The organism is Neisseria sp. MVDL19-042950, from assembly GCF_030504625.1.
Lineage (GTDB): Bacteria > Pseudomonadota > Gammaproteobacteria > Burkholderiales > Neisseriaceae > Neisseria.
Genome location: NZ_JAUKWH010000007.1, coordinates 89,081 through 109,293, shown reverse-complemented (window position 1 = coordinate 109,293; position 20,213 = coordinate 89,081). Strand labels below are relative to the sequence as shown.

The following is a 20,213-nucleotide window of genomic DNA, read 5'->3' as shown; positions in this document are numbered from 1 at the left end:
TCATTTCTCACAGCTATCGTATTCCGCATTTAAACAATTATCCGTTACGGCAACGGAATGAATCTTTCACACGAGGCGACGAACTGCAAACGGCGGAAATCGCAACCAAACCGATTTTGTTGCCATATGAACAGTTCACAAAACCATCTTCTTAGAGTCTAGACGAGGGAAAGGTTAAGTTTCATGGTTTTATTACTATACCCGTCCGCTCAGGCCGTCTGAAATAAGCCTAAAGAACAATAAGGCCGTCTGAAAACAAAAAGCGCATTCCCAAGAACGCGCTTACCATCTTCCGAATACCAAATCAGGCCAACAAATCACGCCAACGCCGCACTTGGAAACGCACCTGCTGCGGAGAAGTACCGCCCAAATGATTGCGGGCGTTCAAACTGCCTTCGGGAGTCAGCACGTCATAAACGTCTGCCTCGATCAAATCGGAAAAACCTTGCAGCACTTCCAACGGTAACTCACTCAAATCCACACCTTGCTCATCCGCATAACGTACTGCTTGGGCAACTACTTCGTGGCTGTCACGGAACGGCATACCTTTCTTCACCAAATAATCGGCCAAGTCGGTAGCCGTGGCAAAGCCTTGCATCACTGCGGCGCGCATATTTTCAGGCTTCACGGTTACGCCGCGCATCATATCGGCGTAAATACGCAGGGTATCGACCAAGGTATCTACCGTATCAAACAGCGGTTCTTTGTCTTCCTGATTGTCTTTGTTATAAGCCAACGGCTGCGACTTCATCAACATAATCAAACCGGTAAGATGCCCGATCACACGGCCGGCCTTGCCTCGCACCAACTCGGGCACATCGGGGTTTTTCTTCTGCGGCATGATGGAAGAGCCGGTGCAAAAACGGTCGGCAATATCAATAAAACCGAAACGCGGGCTCATCCACAATATCAACTCTTCGCTCAAACGCGACAAATGCACCATTACCAAGCTGGCAGCCGCGGTAAATTCAATCGCAAAATCGCGGTCGGATACCGCATCGAGCGAATTCTGGCAGATTTGCTCGAAGCCCAGCAATTCAGCAGTGATTTCACGGCGAACCGGATAAGTGGTTCCCGCCAATGCAGCGGCTCCCAACGGCATCCGGTTGACACGTTTGCGACAGTCGGCCATGCGCTCGTAATCGCGCCCCAGCATTTCCACATAAGCCAACATGTGATGCCCGAAACTCACCGGCTGCGCCACTTGCAAATGGGTAAAACCGGGCATTACCACATCGGCGTTCTGTTCCGCCAAATCCAGCAAAGAACTCTGCAAACTCTGAATAAGCAACTGAATTTGTGTAATCTCATCACGCAACCACAAGCGGATGTCGGTTGCCACTTGGTCGTTGCGGCTACGACCCGTATGCAGCCGCTTGCCGGCATCGCCGATTTTATCGGTTAGGCGGCGCTCAATATTCATGTGGACATCTTCCAAATTCAGCGACCATTGCATCTTGCCATTGTTAATTTCTGTTATAATCTCTTCCATTCCCCGATTGATGGCATTAAGGTCTTCCGCACTCAACACCCCCGCCTGTTGCAGCATTTGGGCATGAGCCAACGAGCCTTGAATATCCCACTTTGCCAGACGTTTGTCGAAATCAATTGAGCCGGTATATTTCTTTACCAGCTCAGAAACAGGTTCATTGAAACGCCCCGACCAAGTTTTGTTGTCATTCATATATATTCATCCACTATTATTACAATAATTGCCTATTTAGAGAGTTTGTTGCAGATGACCATTATACGCCAAATACTGTCTTGGTTCGTAGTTCCCGATTTGCGGAATTTCGGCACCATTTCGCGCCTGATGCTCGCCTGCGTTATCGCGCTGCTGCTGTTCCCGCTGGTTAGCGGTTCGTCCGAAAGTTATTTCGACCAGCTTTATACACATGCGGCTTGGGTTGCTCCCACCCTGCTAGCCATTTTGATTAAAGGCTATTTGCTCGGCATCTCGATGCCGCGTTTATACGAATCGAAATATGTCGTGCTGATTGTCCATTTGGGCAACTTGCTGCTTTTCACCCTTATCGATTATGTGCTGTTGGGCGAGCGCCCGAATTTCTGGCAGCATTTTTTCCTGTTCAATATTTTTTCATTGAGCTATATGTACATAGAGGCCGCCCGCCGTTACAGCCTTGTGCCGTCTCTTTCGGAAGCACGGCTGAGTGCACTAACCGCCCGTATCCGCCCGCATTTTTTATTCAACAGTTTGAATGCCGCCATCAGCTTGATCCGCCTGCGCCCTTACGACGCGGAAACCCTGCTTGAAAATCTGGCCAACCTCTTCCGCGCACAATTGCGCGACGGCAGCCAAAGCAGCACGCTGGGACAGGAAATCGAGTGGGCGCAAGAATATATCGCCATCGAGCAAATCCGTATGGGCCACACCCGTGTTCAGGTGATGTGGCAGCACCATGCCCCCGATGATGCGGAAACCCCCCATCTGCTGTTGCAGCCCTTGCTGGAAAATGCGGTTTTCCACGGCATTGAATCCACCCACCGCCCCGGCTGTATTTCAGTGCTGACCACCCGCCAGAAACACTGGATTTATATCCGCGTCGAAAATCCCTACGTGCCGACCGAAAGTGAAGAAAATGCCAAACCGCACAAAGGCAACTCCATGGCCTTGCGCAACTTGCGCGAACGGTTGTCTCTGATGTACGACAATGACGCACAAATCAAAAGCCGCCAGTTCGACGGTATTTTCCGTGTCGACATCCGCCTGCCATACCGCAAAAAATCTTCCGATCTGAAAAAACTGTTCGGTTGACCGCCGCACCTCGAAGGCCGTCTGAAAACCCTTTTCTTTCAGACGGCCTTTTCATATCGGAAAAATACCGGTTTGGGCCGTTTGCAAGAGATTATATCTATCGACCCAAACTGTTTTTTCAATCGCCATTTGAGCTATAATAGCGGACTTCTTACGCACATTTCACCCACCCATCACAATGCAACTTACCGCTGTCGGACTCAACCATCAAACCGCGCCGCTGAGCATACGCGAAAAACTTGCGTTTGCCGCAGCAGGGCTGCCCGATGCCGTAAGTGCGCTCAAAACCAGCCAAGCCGCCCAAGAAGCCGTTATCCTTTCCACTTGCAACCGTACCGAGCTTTATTGCGTCGGCGAGGCGGAACGCATTATCGAATGGCTGGCGGAATATCACAAACTGCCCGTTGCGGAAATCCGTCCGTACCTCTATACGCTCAACAGCTACGACACCATCCGCCACGCTTTCCGCGTAGCCTGCGGGCTGGATTCGATGGTTTTGGGAGAACCGCAAATTCTCGGCCAAATCAAAGATGCCGTGCGTGTGGCACAAGAACAGGGATGCATGGATACTTGGCTCAACGCCTTGTTTCAGAAAACCTTCTCCGTTGCCAAAGAAATCCGCACCGGTACGGCGGTTGGCGAAAATTCCGTTTCCATGGCCGCCGCTTCCGTGAAAATGGCCGAACAGATTTTTCCCTCGATCGACGAATTAAATGTGTTGTTTATCGGAGCGGGCGAGATGATTGAGCTGGTGGCCACATATTTTGCCGCCCGAAACCCCAAACTGATGACCGTTGCCAACCGCACTTTGCCGCGTGCGCAAGAATTATGCGAAAAACTCGGTGTCAACGCCGAACCCTGCCTGTTGGCCGAATTGCCCGATATTCTCCACGACTACGATGTCATCGTATCATCTACCGCCAGCCAACTGCCCATCGTCGGCAAAGGCATGGTGGAACGTGCACTCAAAAAACGCCACCATATGCCGGTTTTCATGCTTGACCTTGCCGTGCCCCGCGACATCGAAGCTGAAGTGGGCGAGCTGAACGACGCTTATCTTTATACGGTAGACGATATGATGAATATTGTCCAAACCGGCAAAGAAGCCCGCCAGAAAGCCGCCGCAGCAGCCGAAACGATGGTTGAGGAAAAAGTGGCCGAATTCATCGAATGGCAACAAAGCCGCCAAAGCGTTCCCTTAATTCTTGCCCTGCGCGATGAAGGAGAACGTGCCCGCCGTTACGTGCTTGAAAACGCAATGAAACAACTGGCAAAAGGCACGCCGCCCGAAGAAGTGCTGGAACGTCTTTCCGTGCAACTCACCAATAAGCTGCTGCATTCGCCCACACGCACGCTCAACAAAGCCACATCGCAAGACAGCGGTTTGGTTGATGCCGTCGCCCAAATCTATCATTTGAAGCATAAGAAATAATCAGGCCGTCTGAAAACCAACATTCGGCCCATCGCCCGCTTGCCAGTATTCCGTATCCATGCTTTAATCGCCTCCAAAGAAACAGGGGTGCTGCACTTTTTTGTGCGGCTGAGAGTTACCCTTTATACCCGAACAAGGTAATACTTGCGTGGGGAGTTTTCAGCGTATATTTTCAGACGGCCTCAAAGCAGATACACAGGCCGTCTGAAATCCGAACACCGCTCCTGTTTCGTTCACCATTTGAGAAACAGGAGCATTTTTATGGCTGTTAAAACCACCGGCAACGAAGCCAAGCAACTCGACCAGCTTTCCCATGATTTAGGCATTCAGTTTGCCTATCTGAACTCCACCAAAATCTATCTGCAAGGCAGCCGCGACGACATCCGCGTGCCGCTGCGCGAAATCGCCCAAGACGACACCGTAACCGACAAAGGCCGCGAGCCGAACCCGCCGATTCCGGTATACGATACCAGCGGCGTGTACGGCGACCCGTCGGCCAAAATCGACCTCAAACAAGGCTTGCCCGATGTACGCGGCGCATGGATAAACGAACGCGGCGACACGGAAATCCTGCCCGGTTTGTCGAGCGAATACGGCCTTGAACGCGCCCACGATCCGAAAACCGCCCACCTGCGTTTCAACCAAATCACCCAGCCGCGCCGAGCCAAAGCGGGTAAAAACGTAACCCAAATGCACTATGCACGCCAAGGCATCATCACGCCGGAGATGGAGTTTGTCGCCTTGCGCGAGCGCATGAAAATGGAAGAAATCTGGCGCGACCCGCGTTACGCCAAAATCATCAAGCAGCATGCCGGCGAATCGTTCGGCGCAAACCTGCCCACCCATCCCGACCAAATCACGCCCGAGTTTGTGCGCAGCGAAATCGCCGCCGGCCGCGCGATTATCCCTGCCAACATCAACCACCCCGAGCTGGAACCGATGATTATCGGCCGCAATTTCCGCGTGAAAATCAACGGCAACTTGGGCAACTCCGCCGTTACTTCCTCGCTCACAGAGGAAGTGGAAAAAATGGTGTGGTCGCTGCGCTGGGGTGCCGACACGATTATGGATTTGTCCACCGGCGCGCATATTCACGAAACGCGCGAATGGATTATCCGCAACGCGCCCGTGCCCATCGGCACCGTGCCGATTTATCAGGCATTGGAAAAAGTGGGCGGGGTGGCCGAAGACCTGACGTGGGATTTGTTCCGCGACACCTTAATCGAGCAGGCCGAGCAAGGCGTGGATTATTTCACCATCCATGCGGGCGTACTGCTGCGTTATGTGCCGCTGACTGCCGACCGCATCACCGGCATCGTGTCGCGCGGCGGTTCGATTATGGCGAAATGGTGTTTGGCGCACCATCAGGAAAACTTCCTCTACACCCATTTCGACGAAATCTGCGAAATTATGAAGGCTTACGACGTGTCGTTCAGCCTCGGCGACGGCCTGCGCCCCGGCTGCATTGCCGATTCCAACGATGCCGCGCAGTTCGGCGAACTGCACACGCTGGGCGAACTCACTGCCAAAGCGTGGAAACATGATGTGCAAGTGATGATCGAAGGCCCCGGCCATGTGCCGCTGCAACGCGTAAAACAAAACATGACCGAAGAGCTGCAACACTGCTTTGAAGCGCCGTTCTACACGCTCGGCCCGCTGGTTACCGATATTGCCCCCGGCTACGACCACATCACTTCGGGCATCGGTGCGGCCAATATCGGCTGGTACGGCACGGCCATGCTGTGTTACGTAACCCCGAAAGAACATTTGGGCCTGCCTGACAAAGAAGACGTGCGCACCGGCATCATCACCTACAAACTGGCCGCCCACACCGCCGACCTTGCCAAAGGCTGGCCGGGTGCGCAGTTGCGCGACAACGCCTTATCGAAAGCCCGCTTTGAATTCCGCTGGCGCGACCAGTTCCGCCTCGGCCTCGACCCCGAACGCGCCGAAAGCTACCACGACCAAACCCTGCCGGCGGAAGGCGCAAAAATCGCCCACTTCTGCTCGATGTGCGGCCCCAAATTCTGCTCGATGAAAATCACGCAGGAAGTGCGCGACTACGCCGCCGCGCAAAAAGGCATGGAAGAAAAAGCGATTGAGTTTATGAAGAAAGGTGCTGAGATTTATAGCTAATGAAGCAAAGCAAATAAGCTGATACTGATTCATCAGGCCGTCTGAAAACCACTCTTTCAAACGGCCTCTTCAACCATCAACAAGATGCCTGATTAATCGCCCATACTGGCCAACTGCTCGGCCTGATGTTCGGCCAGTAACGCACCGGTTAATTCTTCCAAGTCCCCGTCCATAATAAAATCCAGTTTATGCAGGGTCAGATTGATGCGATGGTCGGTAACACGGCCTTGCGGATAGTTATAAGTACGGATACGCTCACTGCGGTCGCCGCTGCCGATTAAGCTCTTACGCTCGGCGGCTTCTTTGGCTTGAGCTTCGCGCTTCCGGGCATCATTCAAACGGGCAGCCAATACTTTCATTGCCTGAGCTTTATTGCTGTGTTGCGAACGCCCGTCTTGACACTCCACCACCATACCGGTCGGCAAGTGGGTGATCCGTACGGCGGAATCGGTTTTATTGATGTGCTGTCCGCCCGCACCCGAAGCACGGAAGGTGTCGATGCGCAAATCGGCCGGATTCAACTGGATTTCTTCCAGCTCGTCCGCCTCAGGCATCACGGCAACCGTACAAGCCGAAGTATGGATACGCCCTTGGCTTTCGGTTGCAGGAACGCGCTGTACGCGATGCCCGCCCGATTCAAACTTGAGCTTGCTGTATGCGCCCAACCCCACGATACGGGCAATCACTTCTTTATAACCACCCAAATCACTTTCATTGGCAGACACAATTTCCACCTGCCAGCGGTTACGCTCGGCAAAACGGCTGTACATACGCAGCAGATCTCCGGCAAACAAAGCCGCCTCATCTCCGCCGGTACCGGCACGCACTTCGATGAAAATGTTTTTATCGTCATCTTCATCTTTAGGCAGCAACAACTTTTGCAATTCGGTTTCCAGCGTTTCTATCTGCGCATTGGCGGCTTCGATTTCTTCAGCGGCAAACTCTTTCATCTCCGGATCCGAGAGCATTTCTTCCGCATCCGCCAAATCACTCTGAGCCTGACGGTATTTTTGGAATACTTCCACCATAGGCGTAATCTCCGCATGCTCGCGCGTGAGCTTGCGGTAATTATCCATATCGTCGGTAACTTCCGGTGTACCCAACAGATGGGTTACCTCTTCCAGCCTTTCGGCAAGTTGTTGTAATTTTTCTAAAATAGATGGTTTCATGATATTTTCCGAAAAAAGGCCGTTTTAAAAAAACCTGCCCTTTTGAAAACCAATGTCGGTTTATTTAATGGCTTTGTAACAGACAAACTGCAAATCCGATGCAATAAAAAAGCCAGCTAGTTCAAGTAGCTGACTTTTAGTATCTTTTGGTCGGAGTGAAAGGATTCGAACCTTCGACCCCTTGCACCCCATGCAAGTGCGCTACCAGACTGCGCCACACTCCGACTCAAGGAAAGACGCGATTATAGAATCACATCATCTAACTGGCAAGCGTTTTTTCGATTCCGGCCAACAATTTTTGCAGCTCGGCACGCATCTCATCCGCCTGAATAGCGGGGTTTCCGTCCGCATCCAAAGCATTATGATTAAACTCGTCCACAAACGGCGCAAAAGTGTCTTTCAACTTACGCAGTTTCACTACATCCAAGCGGGTGTAGCGATCACCGCCGTAACCGATAACCATACCGTTTTCATGCTGCCACTGAGCAAACTGGGCAGGACTGATTTGCACCAATTCACACATTTCATCAAGTGTGAAATAGCGCTTTGCGGGAATAACTGGCAATACGGTTGCGTTAGCGTTGTTTGTCATAGTAATGCTCCACCATGCCTTTGAGTTTTTGGCTAGCATGGAAAGTCACTACGCGGCGGGCGGTAATCGGAACTTCTTCTCCGGTTTTCGGGTTGCGTCCGGGACGTTGCGGTTTATCGCGCAACTGGAAATTACCGAAGCCGGAAATTTTGATTTCTTCACCACGAGCCAACGTAGCACGGATTTCTTCAAAAAAGAGTTCGACGATTTCTTTGGCATCGTTTTTGGTGACGCTGCTTACTTTTTCCACCAAAATGTCAGCCAGTTCTGCTTTAGTTAATGTCATTTTATTACCTTCGTTTTTTAACACTGCGAATTATTACCAATTTTCGTTTAGAATTCAAGCGAATATATATTTTTTTAACAACGTAGTTGCGTTCCTGCAGCTTCAGCGGCAGCCACCAACTTGCTCATTACAGACTCTACCACTTCATCCGTTAAAGTTGCCTCGGCATCCTGTAAAATCACTTTTACCGCCATACTCTTCATACCTTCCGGCAACCCTGTTCCGCGATACACATCAAAAACGCTGATTTCTTGAATCAATTTGCTGCCGACGCTACGCAATACCGCCAACAAATCATCATGAGTCATGTTTTCAGGCATCACGAACGCCAAATCGCGACGGGCAGGCTGGAATTTTGAAACGGGCTTGTATGCCACTTTTTCCGCCTCCGTCACAGCAGCCATATCCAACTCGAACACCAACGCAGCCTGCGGCAGGTCATATTTCTGCAACCATTTCGGATGCAGTTCCCCTATAAAACCAATCACTTTGCCGTCTAAAACAATCTCAGCAGTCCGCCCCGGATGCAGGGCAGGATGCTCGGCTTTCACAAACGATACTGTTTTACCTGCCAGCAACGATTCCACATCGGCTTTGACATCATAAAAATCTGCAGGGCGTGCTTTTACCCCCCATTGTTCAGGTTCGGCAGTACCATAAACCAAGCCGCCGATGCGTTCGTTTTGTACAAAACGGCCGTCTGAATCTTTGCTGAACACTCGGGCGATTTCAAACACGCGTACACGGTTTTGTTTGCGGTTGAGATTGTTTTGCAGGATCTCCACCAAACCACCGATAAGTGTTGAGCGCATCACGCTGTATTGTGCAGCCAACGGGTTTTGCAGGCGGATAGGATTACCGTTGGCAGCGAAATCCTGCTCCCACTGTTCATTAACGAAAGCGTAGCTCACCACTTCCTGATAGCCGCGTGCAGCCAGTTGGCGGTAAACGTCAAACCGCGGACGGCGGGTTTCGGGCAGCGCCATCATTTTCAGACGGCCTGAAGTGTAATCATCGGGAACATTTTCGTAGCCGTAAACACGGGCGATTTCTTCAATCAAATCGGCTTCAATTTCGATATCGAAACGGAAACTCGGTGCGGTTACTTCAAAACCTTCCGCAATAGCGACAGGGTTCAAACCCAAATGCTGCAAAATAGTCTGCACTTGCTCGGCAGCCACTTTCACGCCCAATACTTTTTCTACCCGATTCAGACGGACCTGCACTTTTTTCCTTACAGGCAACGTACCCACGGCTTCAGTCATCACACCAACCGAACCGCCGCAAATATCTACTATCAATTGTGTGGCACGCTCAATGGCATCGGCTTGGAGTTGCCAATCCACTCCCCGCTCGAAGCGGAAAGAAGAATCCGAACCGAAACCGTATTGACGTGATTTGCCGGCAATGATTTCAGGTGCAAAATAAGCTGATTCCAAAATAATATTCTTCGTATCGTCCGAAACCGCGCTTGCCTCGCCCCCCATCAAACCGGCCATGCTCAATACACCTTTTTCATCGGCGATAACCAACGTATTGTCAGCCAAAACAACGTTTTTTTCATTCAGGCATGCCAATGTTTCACCGTTTTGTGCACGGCGGACAATAATGCTGCCGTTCAATTTGTCGGCATCAAAAACATGCATGGGCTGACCCAGCTCCAGCATCACATAATTGCCGATATCTACCAATGCCGAAACAGAACGAATGCCGCTACGTACCAGACGTTGTTTCATCCAATCCGGCGTAATTGCCTTAGCGTTCACATTTTCAATCACACGACTGATAAAACGGCCACAATCCTCCGGTGCATCAATACGTACAGGCTGGATTCTGTCGCTGTTTATTGAGGCCGTCTGAATAGCAACCGGCACATTATTGCATTGCGTCAATGCCGCCACTTCGCGGGCCAATCCTTTGATGCTGAGGCAATCGGCTCTATTGGGCGTGATTTTCAGCGTAAAAACGGTATCGTCAAAATCCAAATAATCACGGATATTTTGCCCAACCGGAGCATCCGCAGGCAAAATCAATAAACCGTCCACACCGTCTTCAGGCAAGCCCAATTCTTTGGAAGAACACAACATACCGTTAGAAGTTTGTCCGCGCATTTTGGTAGGCTTGATTTTAAAATTACCCGGCAACACCGCTCCCGGCAAAGCACACGGTACTTTGATGCCGGGTTTCACATTCGGCGCACCGCAGACAATCTGAATCAGCTCGCCTGTGCCGGCATCGACTTGGGTTACGTTCAGCCGGTCGGCATCAGGATGTTTTTCTACTGCTTTCACTTCAGCAATTGCCACACCATTGAAAGCTGGTGCAGCAGTTTCAGCTTCTTCCACTTCCAAACCGGCCATGGTCAAGGTATGAGCCATGTCCTCGGCAGACAACTCAGTCTGAGCCTGTGTTTTTAACCAATGATAAGAAAATTGCATGATCGTCTCTTTAAATAAATGCTTATACAGTGCCGTCTGAAACGGCTCATATTTGTAGACTGTTTTTCAGACGGCCTCATCTGTAAGGCCGTCTGAAAATAATGGAAAAACAATCTTATTTAAATTGTTTTAAGAAATTCAGATCATTATCAAAAAACAAGCGCAAATCGTTTACACCGTAACGCAACATGGCAAAACGATCCAATCCGATACCAAAAGCAAAACCGGTATATTTTTCGGAGTCGATATTTACATTTTTCAATACGTTAGGATGCACCATGCCGCACCCGCCAACTTCCAACCAACCGCGCTCGCCCATGATATCGATTTCGGCGGAAGGCTCGGTAAAGGGGAAGAAGGAAGGACGGAAACGCACTTGCAAATCATCGCGTTCAAAAAAGCGACGAATAAAATCAGTAAAAACAGCCTTCAAATCGGCAAAGGTTACACCCTCTTCCACCCACAAACCTTCGGCCTGATGGAACATCGGCGAATGTGTAGCATCCGAATCGACGCGGTACACACGGCCGGGAGCAATGATGCGGATAGGAGGTTCCTTTTTATCCAGCATGTAACGGATTTGAATTGGGGAAGTGTGGGTACGCAACACATCACCATTTTCGACGTAAAAAGTATCTTGCATTGCACGGGCAGGATGATTTTGAGGAATATTAAGCGTTTGGAAATTATGGAAATCATCTTCGATTTCCGGGCCATCCGCCACTTCAAAACCCATACCGTGAAACAGCTCGACCACACGTTGCAAGGTCAAGGTAACTGGATGCAACCCTCCGTTGCTTTGACTGCGCCCGGGCAGCGTAACATCCAACGATTCTGCTGCCAGCTGTGCCTGCAATTTAGCCTCGTTCAAAGCATCACGCTTTTGGTTGTAGGCCGTCTGAAACTGGTTTTTACATTCATTGATATGCGCACCGATGGTTTTACGCTCTTCCGGAGACATTTGGCCTAAAGTTTTCAGAAGGCCGGTCAACTCACCGGTTTTACCCAAATAACGGGCTTTTACTTGTTCCAGCACATTGAAATCCGCCGCTGCCTCTATAGCGGCGATACCTTCTGCAACAATACGGTTTACATTTTCCATGATGTTTTGATTCGTTTTATCAGTTGTTCAAGTTATGGCAAAGCAAAACCATTTATCAATCTGTTGCCGCCACTATCCTACTGTAATTGATGCCAGCACCATCATTTCTTAGTGCTTTATTTTGGCTTAATATAGCATCCAACAACGGACACTAAATAACAAGGCCGTCTGAAAACAGATTCAGACAGCCTGCTTAAGGCTTTCCGTTTCACTTCGAAAGCTAAGCATTGTAACGCAAATTGCACCGAAAAAACAGCAGTCTAAACAAAAATCTACATTACTTGTTCTAGATGTCCGATGAAATAAACAGCCATAAAAAAAAGGAAACCGAAGTTTCCTTTTAAATTCTCAAAAGTATTAAGCCAAAGCAGCTTTAGCTTTTTCAACCAGCTGAGTGAAAGCAGCTTTATCAAATACTGCCAAGTCAGCCAATACTTTACGGTCGATTTCAATAGCAGCACGTTTCAAACCGTTCATGAATTTGCTGTAAGACAAACCATTTTCACGAGCACCTGCGTTGATGCGCACGATCCACAGTTGACGGAATTGACGTTTGCGCTGACGGCGATCACGGTAAGCATATTGACCAGCCTTCATTACCGCTTGCTTAGCAACACGGTAGACATTTTTACGACGACCACGATAGCCTTTGGCTAACGCTAATACTTTTTTGTGACGGGCACGTGCGGTTACACCGCGTTTTACGCGTGGCATATTCTAACTCCTTAAGCGTAGGGCAACATTTTAGCAACAGAAGCCAAATCGCGTTCATTTACCATTGAGGTACCGCGCAATTGACGTTTGTTTTTGGTGGTTTTTTTGGTCAGGATGTGACGCTTAAACGCATGAGCGCGTTTCACACCGCCGTTACCCAGTACTTTAAAGCGTTTTTTAGCGCCCGACTTGGTTTTCATTTTAGGCATGGGAATACTCCATATCATTTATTAGATAAGATATAAGGGGATTTCGAACCATTAAGCCAAAACACTTGAGGCCCCTATATCACGGTTTTTGCCGCCGAGTTAAACTTGCCCTGCACGGCAAATCAAGGCAAGTTGAAAATTATAACTTTATTTCTTTTTAGGCGCAATCATCATAACCATTTGGCGGCCTTCCATTTTAGGAAATTGCTCAACAGTGCCAACTTCGGCCAAATCTTCTTTCACCCGCTCCAGTAACTGAGCACCCAATTGCTGATGGGCCATTTCGCGTCCACGGAAACGCAAAGTTACTTTTACTTTGTCGCCATCTTCCAAAAAGCGGTTGATATTGCGCATTTTGATGTTGTAATCACCCTCATCGGTGCCCGGACGGAATTTAATTTCCTTAATCTGCACCAATTTCTGCTTCTTTTTAGCCTCGTCGCGTTTTTTCGCTTGTTGGTATTTATATTTACCAAAATCCATGAGTTTACACACAGGCGGCTTGGCAGTGGGTGAAATCTCCACCAAATCCACGTCCTGCTCTTCGGCCATAGCCAAAGCTTCACGGACAGACACAACACCAAGCTGTTCGCCTGAACCACTGATTAATCGCACTTCTTTGGCTGTTATTTCACCATTGATTCGTGCTTCGCGTTCTTGAGCGATGACAATACTCCTTTTAAAAATTAATGATTAACTAAGGCCATAGCGATTTCCTGCTTGAGATGTGCAATGAAATCACCCAAATCCAACGAGCCTAAGTCTTCTGCTTTGCGGCGCACGGCCACTTTGTTTTCTTGCTTTTCTTTCTCACCAACAACGATTTGGTAAGGGAAACGGTACTGGCTGTTGTCGCGGATTTTGTAACCGATTTTTTCGTTACGTAAGTCTAATTCAATCCGGAAGCCTTCTTCTTTCAATTTTTCAGCCACTTCACGACAGTACTCAGCCTGATGTTCGGTAATATTCATAATTACCAACTGAACCGGAGCCAGCCAAAGCGGGAAAGAACCTGCATGGTTTTCAATCAGAATGCCAATGAACCGCTCTAACGAACCTAAAATTGCACGATGCAGCATCACAGGGCGGGCACGATCGTTGTTTTCAGTAACGTATTCCGCATCCAACCGCTCAGGCAAGACGAAATCCAACTGTAAGGTTCCGCATTGCCAAGAACGACCGATGGCATCTTTAATGTGATATTCAATTTTAGGGCCATAGAACGCTCCTTCACCGGGCAATTCTTCCCATTCGACACCACAAGCAGTCAATGCTTCACGCAAACCGCTTTCGGCCCTATCCCAAACCTCATCCGAACCTGCGCGTTGCTCCGGACGCAATGACAATTTAACCGATACGTCATTGAACCCGAATTGCTTGTAAATACGCATTAAAAGTTCATTGAAGGCACGTGATTCTGCAACGATTTGATCTTCCGTACAGAAAATATGCGCATCGTCTTGCACAAATCCGCGAACACGCATCAGACCATGCAATGCGCCACTAGGTTCATTGCGATGGCAAGAACCAAACTCTGCCAAGCGCATCGGCAAATCGCGATAAGAGCGCAGCCCATGATTGAAAATCTGCACATGCCCCGGACAATTCATCGGCTTAACGGCATATTCACGTTTTTCCGACTGAGTGGTAAACATATTGTCTTTATAGTTTTGCCAGTGGCCCGAACGCTCCCAAAAGGTTTTATCCATAATCTGCGGCGTTTTAACTTCTTTATAACCCGCTGCATTCAGCTCCTTGCGCATGTGCTGCTCAATGGTTTGCCACAAAGCCCAACCTTTGGGGTGCCAAAACACCATGCCGGGAGCCTCATCTTGAAGGTGGAACAGATCAAGCTGCTTACCCAACTTCCGATGGTCGCGCTTTTCGGCTTCCTCCATACGAGTGATATAGGCTTTTAAATCATCTTTCGTCGCCCAAGCCGTGCCATAAATACGCTGCAACATTTCGTTATTGCTGTCACCGCGCCAGTAAGCTCCGGCCAACTTCGTTAATTTAAAGTTTTTCAGAAAACGGGTATTGGGCACGTGCGGACCACGGCACATGTCGACGTATTCTTGATGATGATACAAACCCATGGCTTCTACTTCGGGCATATCTTCAATCAGGCGTAATTTGTATTCTTCGCCGCGCTCTTTAAACGTATCGACGGTTTCTGCACGGGGAGTCATTACCTTAATCACATTATAGTCTTGGGCGATCAACTCTTTCATGCGTGCTTCGATTTTAGCAACGTCCTCCGGCGTAAAAGGCTTATCCGTCGCTATATCATAGTAAAAGCCATCTTCAATAACGGGACCTATAACCATTTTGGCTTCAGGATAAAGCTGCTTGACGGCATGGCCTATCAAATGCGCACAAGAGTGGCGGATAATTTCCACGCCTTCGGGATCTTTGGGCGTAATGATCTGTACTTGCGCATCTTCTTTAATCAGATCGCAAGCATCCACCAACTTCCCGTTTACCTTGCCGGCAACCGTGGCTTTTGCCAGACCCGTGCCGATAGAAGCCGCTACGTCGTAAACGGAAACCGGGGCTTCAAACTGACGGATCGAACCGTCGGGCAAGGTAATATTAAGCATGTACGACTCCAAACCGATAAATGCAACAAACAACAAAAACAAACCTTTCGTTTTTGTTGTTTTCAAATAAAAGATGGTAGGCACGATCGGATTCGAACCAACGACCCCCACCATGTCAAGGTGGTGCTCTAACCAACTGAGCTACGTGCCTGCAAAATAAGTTATAAATTGTATCTGATTGCAAAAGCCGTTGGCAAGCTGCGGCCTGTTCTTTTCAGACGACCTGGAAAGAATTCCGCTATAATTGCGCCTGTTTTGAATCTACTTTGCAACAACCATGTTGAAATTTACTTTGCATAAAAAAGACGGGCATGCCCGGCGCGGCACCTTGGAATTGAATCACGGCAAAATAGAAACGCCGGTTTTCATGCCCGTCGGCACTTACGGATCAGTCAAAGCCATGACTCCCCAAAATCTGCACGATATCAAAGCGCAGATTATTTTAGGCAACACTTATCATTTGTGGCTGCGCCCCGGCTTGGAAGTAATCGAACAATTCGGCGGTCTCCATCATTTTATCGGTTGGGACAAACCGATTCTTACCGACTCGGGCGGCTTTCAAGTTTTCTCCCTTTCGGACATGCGCAAACTGACGGAGGAAGGATGCACCTTTAAAAGCCCGATTAACGGCGACAGGCTGTTCCTTTCTCCTGAAATTTCGATGAAAATCCAAACCGTATTGAACTCCGATATCGTGATGCAGCTTGACGAATGCACCCCGGGAGAAGCCTCTCACTCTCAGGCTCAAAAATCGCTGCAAATGAGCTTACGCTGGGCGGAACGTTCTAAAAAAGCTTTTGAAGATTTAAACAACCCCAATGCGCTTTTCGGTATTGTACAAGGCGCAATGTATGAAGACTTACGCGAGGAATCTTTAAAAGGCTTGGAACAATTCGATTTTCCCGGATTGGCCATCGGCGGGCTTTCCGTAGGCGAGCCCAAACCTGAAATGTACCGCATGTTACGTGCCGTCGGCCCTATTCTGCCCGAACACAAACCCCATTATTTGATGGGTGTGGGCACCCCCGAAGATTTGGTATACGGTGTGGCACACGGTGTAGACATGTTCGACTGTGTGATGCCTACGCGCAATGCCCGCAACGGCTGGCTGTTTACCCGTTTCGGCGATTTGAAAATCAAAAATGCGAAACACAAACTGGATACCCGACCGATAGATGAAACCTGCACTTGCTATGCCTGCCGGAATTTCAGCCGCTCTTATCTGCACCATCTGCACCGTGCCGGCGAAATTTTAGGGGCGCAACTGAATACCATCCATAATTTGCACTATTATCAAACTTTAATGGCCGAAATGCGCGAAGCCATCGAGCAGGGAAAATTTGCGGACTGGCAAGCCCGATTTCACGAAAACCGTGCACGCGGTGTTTAACTTACCGCTTAAACCGTCAAATCAAACAAGGCCGTCTGAAAAGTTTCAGACGGCCTTTGCCAAACTTACTTTCTCAACTCAAAAACAGCTTATATGCGGCATTATGGGTTTCGTCTTCATAGACATAGCCCAAATTATCCAGAAAATCTTCAAATGCCTGATTATCCTGCGGCGGCACATCCACACCGACCAACACCCTGCCGTAATCCGCACCATGGTTACGGTAGTGGAACAAAGTAATATTCCACCCTGTGCGCATATGGCTTAAGAATCGCGCCAAAGCCCCGGGACGCTCCGGAAACTCGAAGCTGACAACCCGCTCGCTCTCCACTTTGTGCGTACGGCCGCCAACCATGTAGCGGATATGGATTTTGGCAATTTCATCATCAGTCAAATCGGTATTCGGTAATCCTGCGGCAGTAAGTTCCGCACTGATTTTGGCCAAGTCCTGCGTGCCGGCCGTCTGAACACCGACGAAAATATGTGCAATCTCATCGTCGCCGTAACGGTAGTTGAATTCCGTGATATTGCGGTTCCCCAACACATTGATGAACTTCAGAAAGCTACCGGGTTTTTCAGGAATCGACACGGCAAAAATACCTTCATGGCCTTCCCCAAGCTCGCTACGTTCCGACACATGGCGCAAGCGGTGAAAGTTCATATTGGCTCCGCTGGTTACTGCCACCAAAGTTTCTCCTTCGGCCCGGTTGCGTGCGATATAGGCTTTCAAACCTGCCAAAGCCAATGCACCGGCGGGCTCCATAATGCTGCGGGTGTCGTCAAAAATATCTTTAATCGCCCCGCAAATGGCATCGGTATGCACGGTAATGATGTCGTCAAGCAAATCACGGCAGATACGGAAAGTTTCCTCGCCCACCAGCTTTACTGCGGTGCCGTCTGAAAACAGGCCGACATCTTTCAGCTCCACACGCTCGCCTTGGGCGATAGAAATTTTCATACAGCAGGAATCGTTAGTCTGCACACCGATGATTTTGATTTCCGGGCGGACTTGTTTGATAAATGCCGCTACTCCGGCTGCCAGCCCGCCGCCGCCGATGGGCACAAAAATAGCATCTATTTCGTTGGGTTTCTGGCGCAGGATTTCCATACCGATGGTGCCTTGGCCGGCAATCACATCCGGATCGTCAAACGGGGCGATATAGGTGAGCTTTTGCTCTTCGGCCAATTTAACGGCATGGTCGTAAGCATCGTTGAACGAAACGCCTTTCAGCACCACTTCGCCGCCGCGGTTTCTGACGGCATCCACTTTAATCTGCGGCGTGGTTTCGGGCATCACAATCACGGCGCGGCAACCCAGTTTCTGGGCAGACATCGCAACACCTTGAGCATGGTTTCCCGCACTGGCCGCAATAATGCCGCGGGCAAGCGCCTCTCGGGGCAATTTGGCCATTTTGTTGTATGCCCCGCGTATTTTGAATGAAAACACAGGCTGCAAATCTTCACGCTTGAGCAAAATATTATTGTTGGCACGGCGCGATAAACCGCGGGCGGGTTCCAGCGGCGTTTCAACCGCCACGTCGTACACAGAAGAAGTCAGAATGCGGATCAGGTAATCGGAATAAGAAGGAGTGTTCATCATGAATATTTTTCTAATCAAAAGGATAAAACAACACTTTACGATGCGGCTGAATCCGGCCGCCCTATCTCGCACAACGGCTGCCGTTTAAACCGGTTTATGCTCTTTGTTTAAAGACAAATGCAACAAAGCCCAAACCATACCCCGCAGGCCGTCTGAAATCAAGAAAAATCTTAACAAATGAAAGTATTAATAGGTATAATGTTTGCTCGCCAAGCAAAACGTTACCCTATTGCAACCTGTCTGTTATTCCTAATTGGAGAGACGGGATCGTTCAACGTTAGGGGTTTTGCAACACATGCAGTATTCCAACGCATTTGAAAGAATGCTCCTTATTTCAGAGCATCCCAAACGGCTTCAGATTCATTCTGCACACTATCCGATAACGAACAGGCCGCCTGAAACAGACGGCTTGTGTTTTTATGACCTGAAAAGCAAAAAGTTCAAAACATGAAGAAAACCTTACTCGGCCTGACTGTGGCCTCCTTAATGCTTGGCAACGCCATTGCCGCACCGGAACAAACCGCACCTGCCGCGCCGCAAGCCGCGTCTGCACCGGCTGCGATACCTGCAACCACCGCAGCCGCTATGCCTGCCGCTCCCGTGCCGGAAATCGCCGCCACCGCATTTTTAATCAAAGATTTGCAAAGCGGCCAAGTGTTGGCGCAAAAAGGTTTGGATACCCAAGTCGAACCTGCTTCGTTAACGAAATTAATGACCGCTTATCTGACATTCAAAGCCTTGGATAACGGCACCCTGAAGCCCGACCAAATGCTTACCGTTTCGCGAAAAGGCTGGAAAGCCGAAGGTTCACGCATGTTTCTCGACCCCGCAAAACCGGCCAGTGTCAGCGACCTGATTAAAGGCTTGATCGTTCAATCGGGCAATGATGCCGCCATCACTCTGGCCGAAGCCATCGGCGGCAGCGAAGAAGGTTTTGCCACGATGATGAACACCGAAGCCAAACGCCTCGGCATGACCCAAACCCATTTCCTAAACAGCACCGGCTTGCCCGGCGAAGGTCATCTCACCAGTGTGAACGACTTGGCCATCCTTGCCGGAGCCATCATCCGCGACTTTCCCAAGTATTACCCCATCTATTCAATTAAATCGTTTAAATACAACAATATTGAACAACCCAACCGCAATTTGCTGCTCTACCGCGACCCCAGCGTAGACGGCCTGAAAACCGGCCACACCAGCAGTGCCGGCTACAATCTGATTGCTTCCAGCAAACGCAACGGCCGCCGCGTAATTTCCGTAGTGGTCGGTACCGAAAGCACCGAAGCACGTGCCTCTGAAAGCAGCAAACTGCTGAACTGGGCATTACAGTCTTACGACACTCCGAAACTGTATGATGCCAACCAAACCATTTCACAGGTAAAAGTGTATAAGGGCAGCTCCAATGCCGTGAACGTCGGCTTTTTGGATGCGGCTTATGTAACCATTCCGCACGGTGAAGGCAAAAACATTAAACCGATACTGGAAACCATGCAACCTGTGCTTGCGCCGATTGAAAAAGGCCAAGTGCTGGGCACGCTCAGAATCATGAACGGTGGCAAAGTATTGGCGGAAAAAAATGTGGTTGCCCTCAATTCGGTGGAAGAAGCCGGCTGGTTCGGCCGCACTTACGACAGCATTGTATTGTGGTTTAAGAGCTTGTTTGCCGACGAATAGGCAGGAATCTTAATCAAACAAGCTCTTCGGCAATCGTTCTTACTGAAGGCTTTATAGATAGCCAAAGGCCGTCTGAAAAGTTTTCAGACGGCCTT

General features: G+C 49.5%; 16 protein-coding genes, 2 tRNA genes and 1 riboswitch. Of the genes, 5 read left to right on the top strand and 13 right to left on the bottom strand.

All coding sequences use genetic code 11. From position 1 onward, the window contains the following. Positions 1 to 304 precede the first annotated feature (304 nt). On the bottom strand, positions 305 to 1,684 hold the full coding sequence (gene argH, locus Q0X97_RS07920) for an argininosuccinate lyase (RefSeq protein WP_302066790.1): 1,380 nt from the start codon (positions 1,682 to 1,684) through the stop codon (positions 305 to 307). Between the two features lie 54 nt (positions 1,685 to 1,738). Between argH and Q0X97_RS07915 the strand changes: the two genes are divergently transcribed. The 3 genes from Q0X97_RS07915 (at position 1,739) to thiC (ending at position 6,344) form a co-directional block, all read left to right on the top strand. After that, positions 1,739 to 2,776, top strand: a complete 1,038-nt coding sequence (locus tag Q0X97_RS07915; RefSeq protein ID WP_302066789.1) for a sensor histidine kinase — start codon at positions 1,739 to 1,741, stop codon at positions 2,774 to 2,776. A 178-nt stretch (positions 2,777 to 2,954) separates the two neighbouring features. Continuing rightward, a complete protein-coding gene (gene hemA, locus Q0X97_RS07910; RefSeq protein ID WP_302066788.1) occupies positions 2,955 to 4,208 on the top strand; it encodes a glutamyl-tRNA reductase in 1,254 nt (417 codons plus the stop codon). Between the two features lie 73 nt (positions 4,209 to 4,281). Then, positions 4,282 to 4,380, top strand: a riboswitch (TPP riboswitch). A gap of 89 nt (positions 4,381 to 4,469) precedes the next feature. After that, the gene (gene thiC, locus Q0X97_RS07905; protein WP_302067702.1) at positions 4,470 to 6,344 is read left to right on the top strand and encodes a phosphomethylpyrimidine synthase ThiC; all 1,875 of its coding nucleotides are present in this window, start codon (positions 4,470 to 4,472) and stop codon (positions 6,342 to 6,344) included. A gap of 92 nt (positions 6,345 to 6,436) precedes the next feature. Here the strand turns inward: thiC and prfA are convergent, their stop codons facing one another. The 11 genes from prfA to Q0X97_RS07850 all read right to left on the bottom strand — a co-directional run bounded on the left by prfA (position 6,437) and on the right by Q0X97_RS07850 (position 15,605). Then, the gene (gene prfA / locus Q0X97_RS07900; RefSeq protein WP_302066786.1) at positions 6,437 to 7,513 is read right to left on the bottom strand and encodes a peptide chain release factor 1; all 1,077 of its coding nucleotides are present in this window, start codon (positions 7,511 to 7,513) and stop codon (positions 6,437 to 6,439) included. A gap of 147 nt (positions 7,514 to 7,660) precedes the next feature. Next, a tRNA-Pro gene (locus tag Q0X97_RS07895) sits at positions 7,661 to 7,737 on the bottom strand. A gap of 35 nt (positions 7,738 to 7,772) precedes the next feature. Beyond that, positions 7,773 to 8,105 (bottom strand): hypothetical protein, encoded by a 333-nt coding sequence (locus Q0X97_RS07890; protein WP_085390219.1) that lies wholly within the window; start codon positions 8,103 to 8,105, stop codon positions 7,773 to 7,775. After that, the gene (locus tag Q0X97_RS07885) at positions 8,089 to 8,391 is read right to left on the bottom strand and encodes an integration host factor subunit alpha (RefSeq protein ID WP_054598949.1); all 303 of its coding nucleotides are present in this window, start codon (positions 8,389 to 8,391) and stop codon (positions 8,089 to 8,091) included. Before Q0X97_RS07885 ends, Q0X97_RS07890 begins: the two co-directional genes overlap by 17 nt. Before the next feature lie 74 nt (positions 8,392 to 8,465). Then, a complete protein-coding gene (gene pheT / locus Q0X97_RS07880; RefSeq protein ID WP_302066785.1) occupies positions 8,466 to 10,829 on the bottom strand; it encodes a phenylalanine--tRNA ligase subunit beta in 2,364 nt (787 codons plus the stop codon). Positions 10,830 to 10,944: 115 nt separating this feature from the next. Then, positions 10,945 to 11,931 carry a phenylalanine--tRNA ligase subunit alpha gene (pheS, locus tag Q0X97_RS07875; RefSeq protein ID WP_302066784.1) on the bottom strand — a complete coding sequence of 329 codons (987 nt, stop codon included), beginning with the start codon at positions 11,929 to 11,931 and terminating at the stop codon, positions 10,945 to 10,947. Between the two features lie 357 nt (positions 11,932 to 12,288). Then, a complete protein-coding gene (gene rplT / locus Q0X97_RS07870) occupies positions 12,289 to 12,645 on the bottom strand; it encodes a 50S ribosomal protein L20 (RefSeq protein ID WP_085390217.1) in 357 nt (118 codons plus the stop codon). Between the two features lie 11 nt (positions 12,646 to 12,656). Next, positions 12,657 to 12,854, bottom strand: a complete 198-nt coding sequence (rpmI, locus tag Q0X97_RS07865) for a 50S ribosomal protein L35 (protein ID WP_004284178.1) — start codon at positions 12,852 to 12,854, stop codon at positions 12,657 to 12,659. Positions 12,855 to 13,001: 147 nt separating this feature from the next. Continuing rightward, positions 13,002 to 13,526: a translation initiation factor IF-3 gene (infC, locus tag Q0X97_RS07860; RefSeq protein ID WP_085390216.1), complete on the bottom strand. Its 525-nt coding sequence runs from the start codon at positions 13,524 to 13,526 to the stop codon at positions 13,002 to 13,004. A 14-nt stretch (positions 13,527 to 13,540) separates the two neighbouring features. After that, complete coding sequence (gene thrS / locus Q0X97_RS07855; RefSeq protein ID WP_302066783.1) at positions 13,541 to 15,454, bottom strand: threonine--tRNA ligase; 1,914 nt, start codon at positions 15,452 to 15,454, stop codon at positions 13,541 to 13,543. Between the two features lie 74 nt (positions 15,455 to 15,528). After that, positions 15,529 to 15,605, bottom strand: a tRNA-Val gene (locus tag Q0X97_RS07850). Positions 15,606 to 15,731: 126 nt separating this feature from the next. Between Q0X97_RS07850 and tgt the strand changes: the two genes are divergently transcribed. Then, a complete protein-coding gene (tgt, locus tag Q0X97_RS07845; protein WP_302066782.1) occupies positions 15,732 to 16,844 on the top strand; it encodes a tRNA guanosine(34) transglycosylase Tgt in 1,113 nt (370 codons plus the stop codon). Positions 16,845 to 16,917: 73 nt separating this feature from the next. On the opposite strand, the gene ilvA is transcribed toward tgt, so the two are convergent. After that, positions 16,918 to 18,441 (bottom strand): threonine ammonia-lyase, biosynthetic, encoded by a 1,524-nt coding sequence (gene ilvA / locus Q0X97_RS07840; protein WP_302066813.1) that lies wholly within the window; start codon positions 18,439 to 18,441, stop codon positions 16,918 to 16,920. Between the two features lie 450 nt (positions 18,442 to 18,891). Between ilvA and Q0X97_RS07835 the strand changes: the two genes are divergently transcribed. Further along, positions 18,892 to 20,118: a D-alanyl-D-alanine carboxypeptidase family protein gene (locus Q0X97_RS07835; protein WP_302066781.1), complete on the top strand. Its 1,227-nt coding sequence runs from the start codon at positions 18,892 to 18,894 to the stop codon at positions 20,116 to 20,118. Positions 20,119 to 20,213 lie beyond the last annotated feature (95 nt).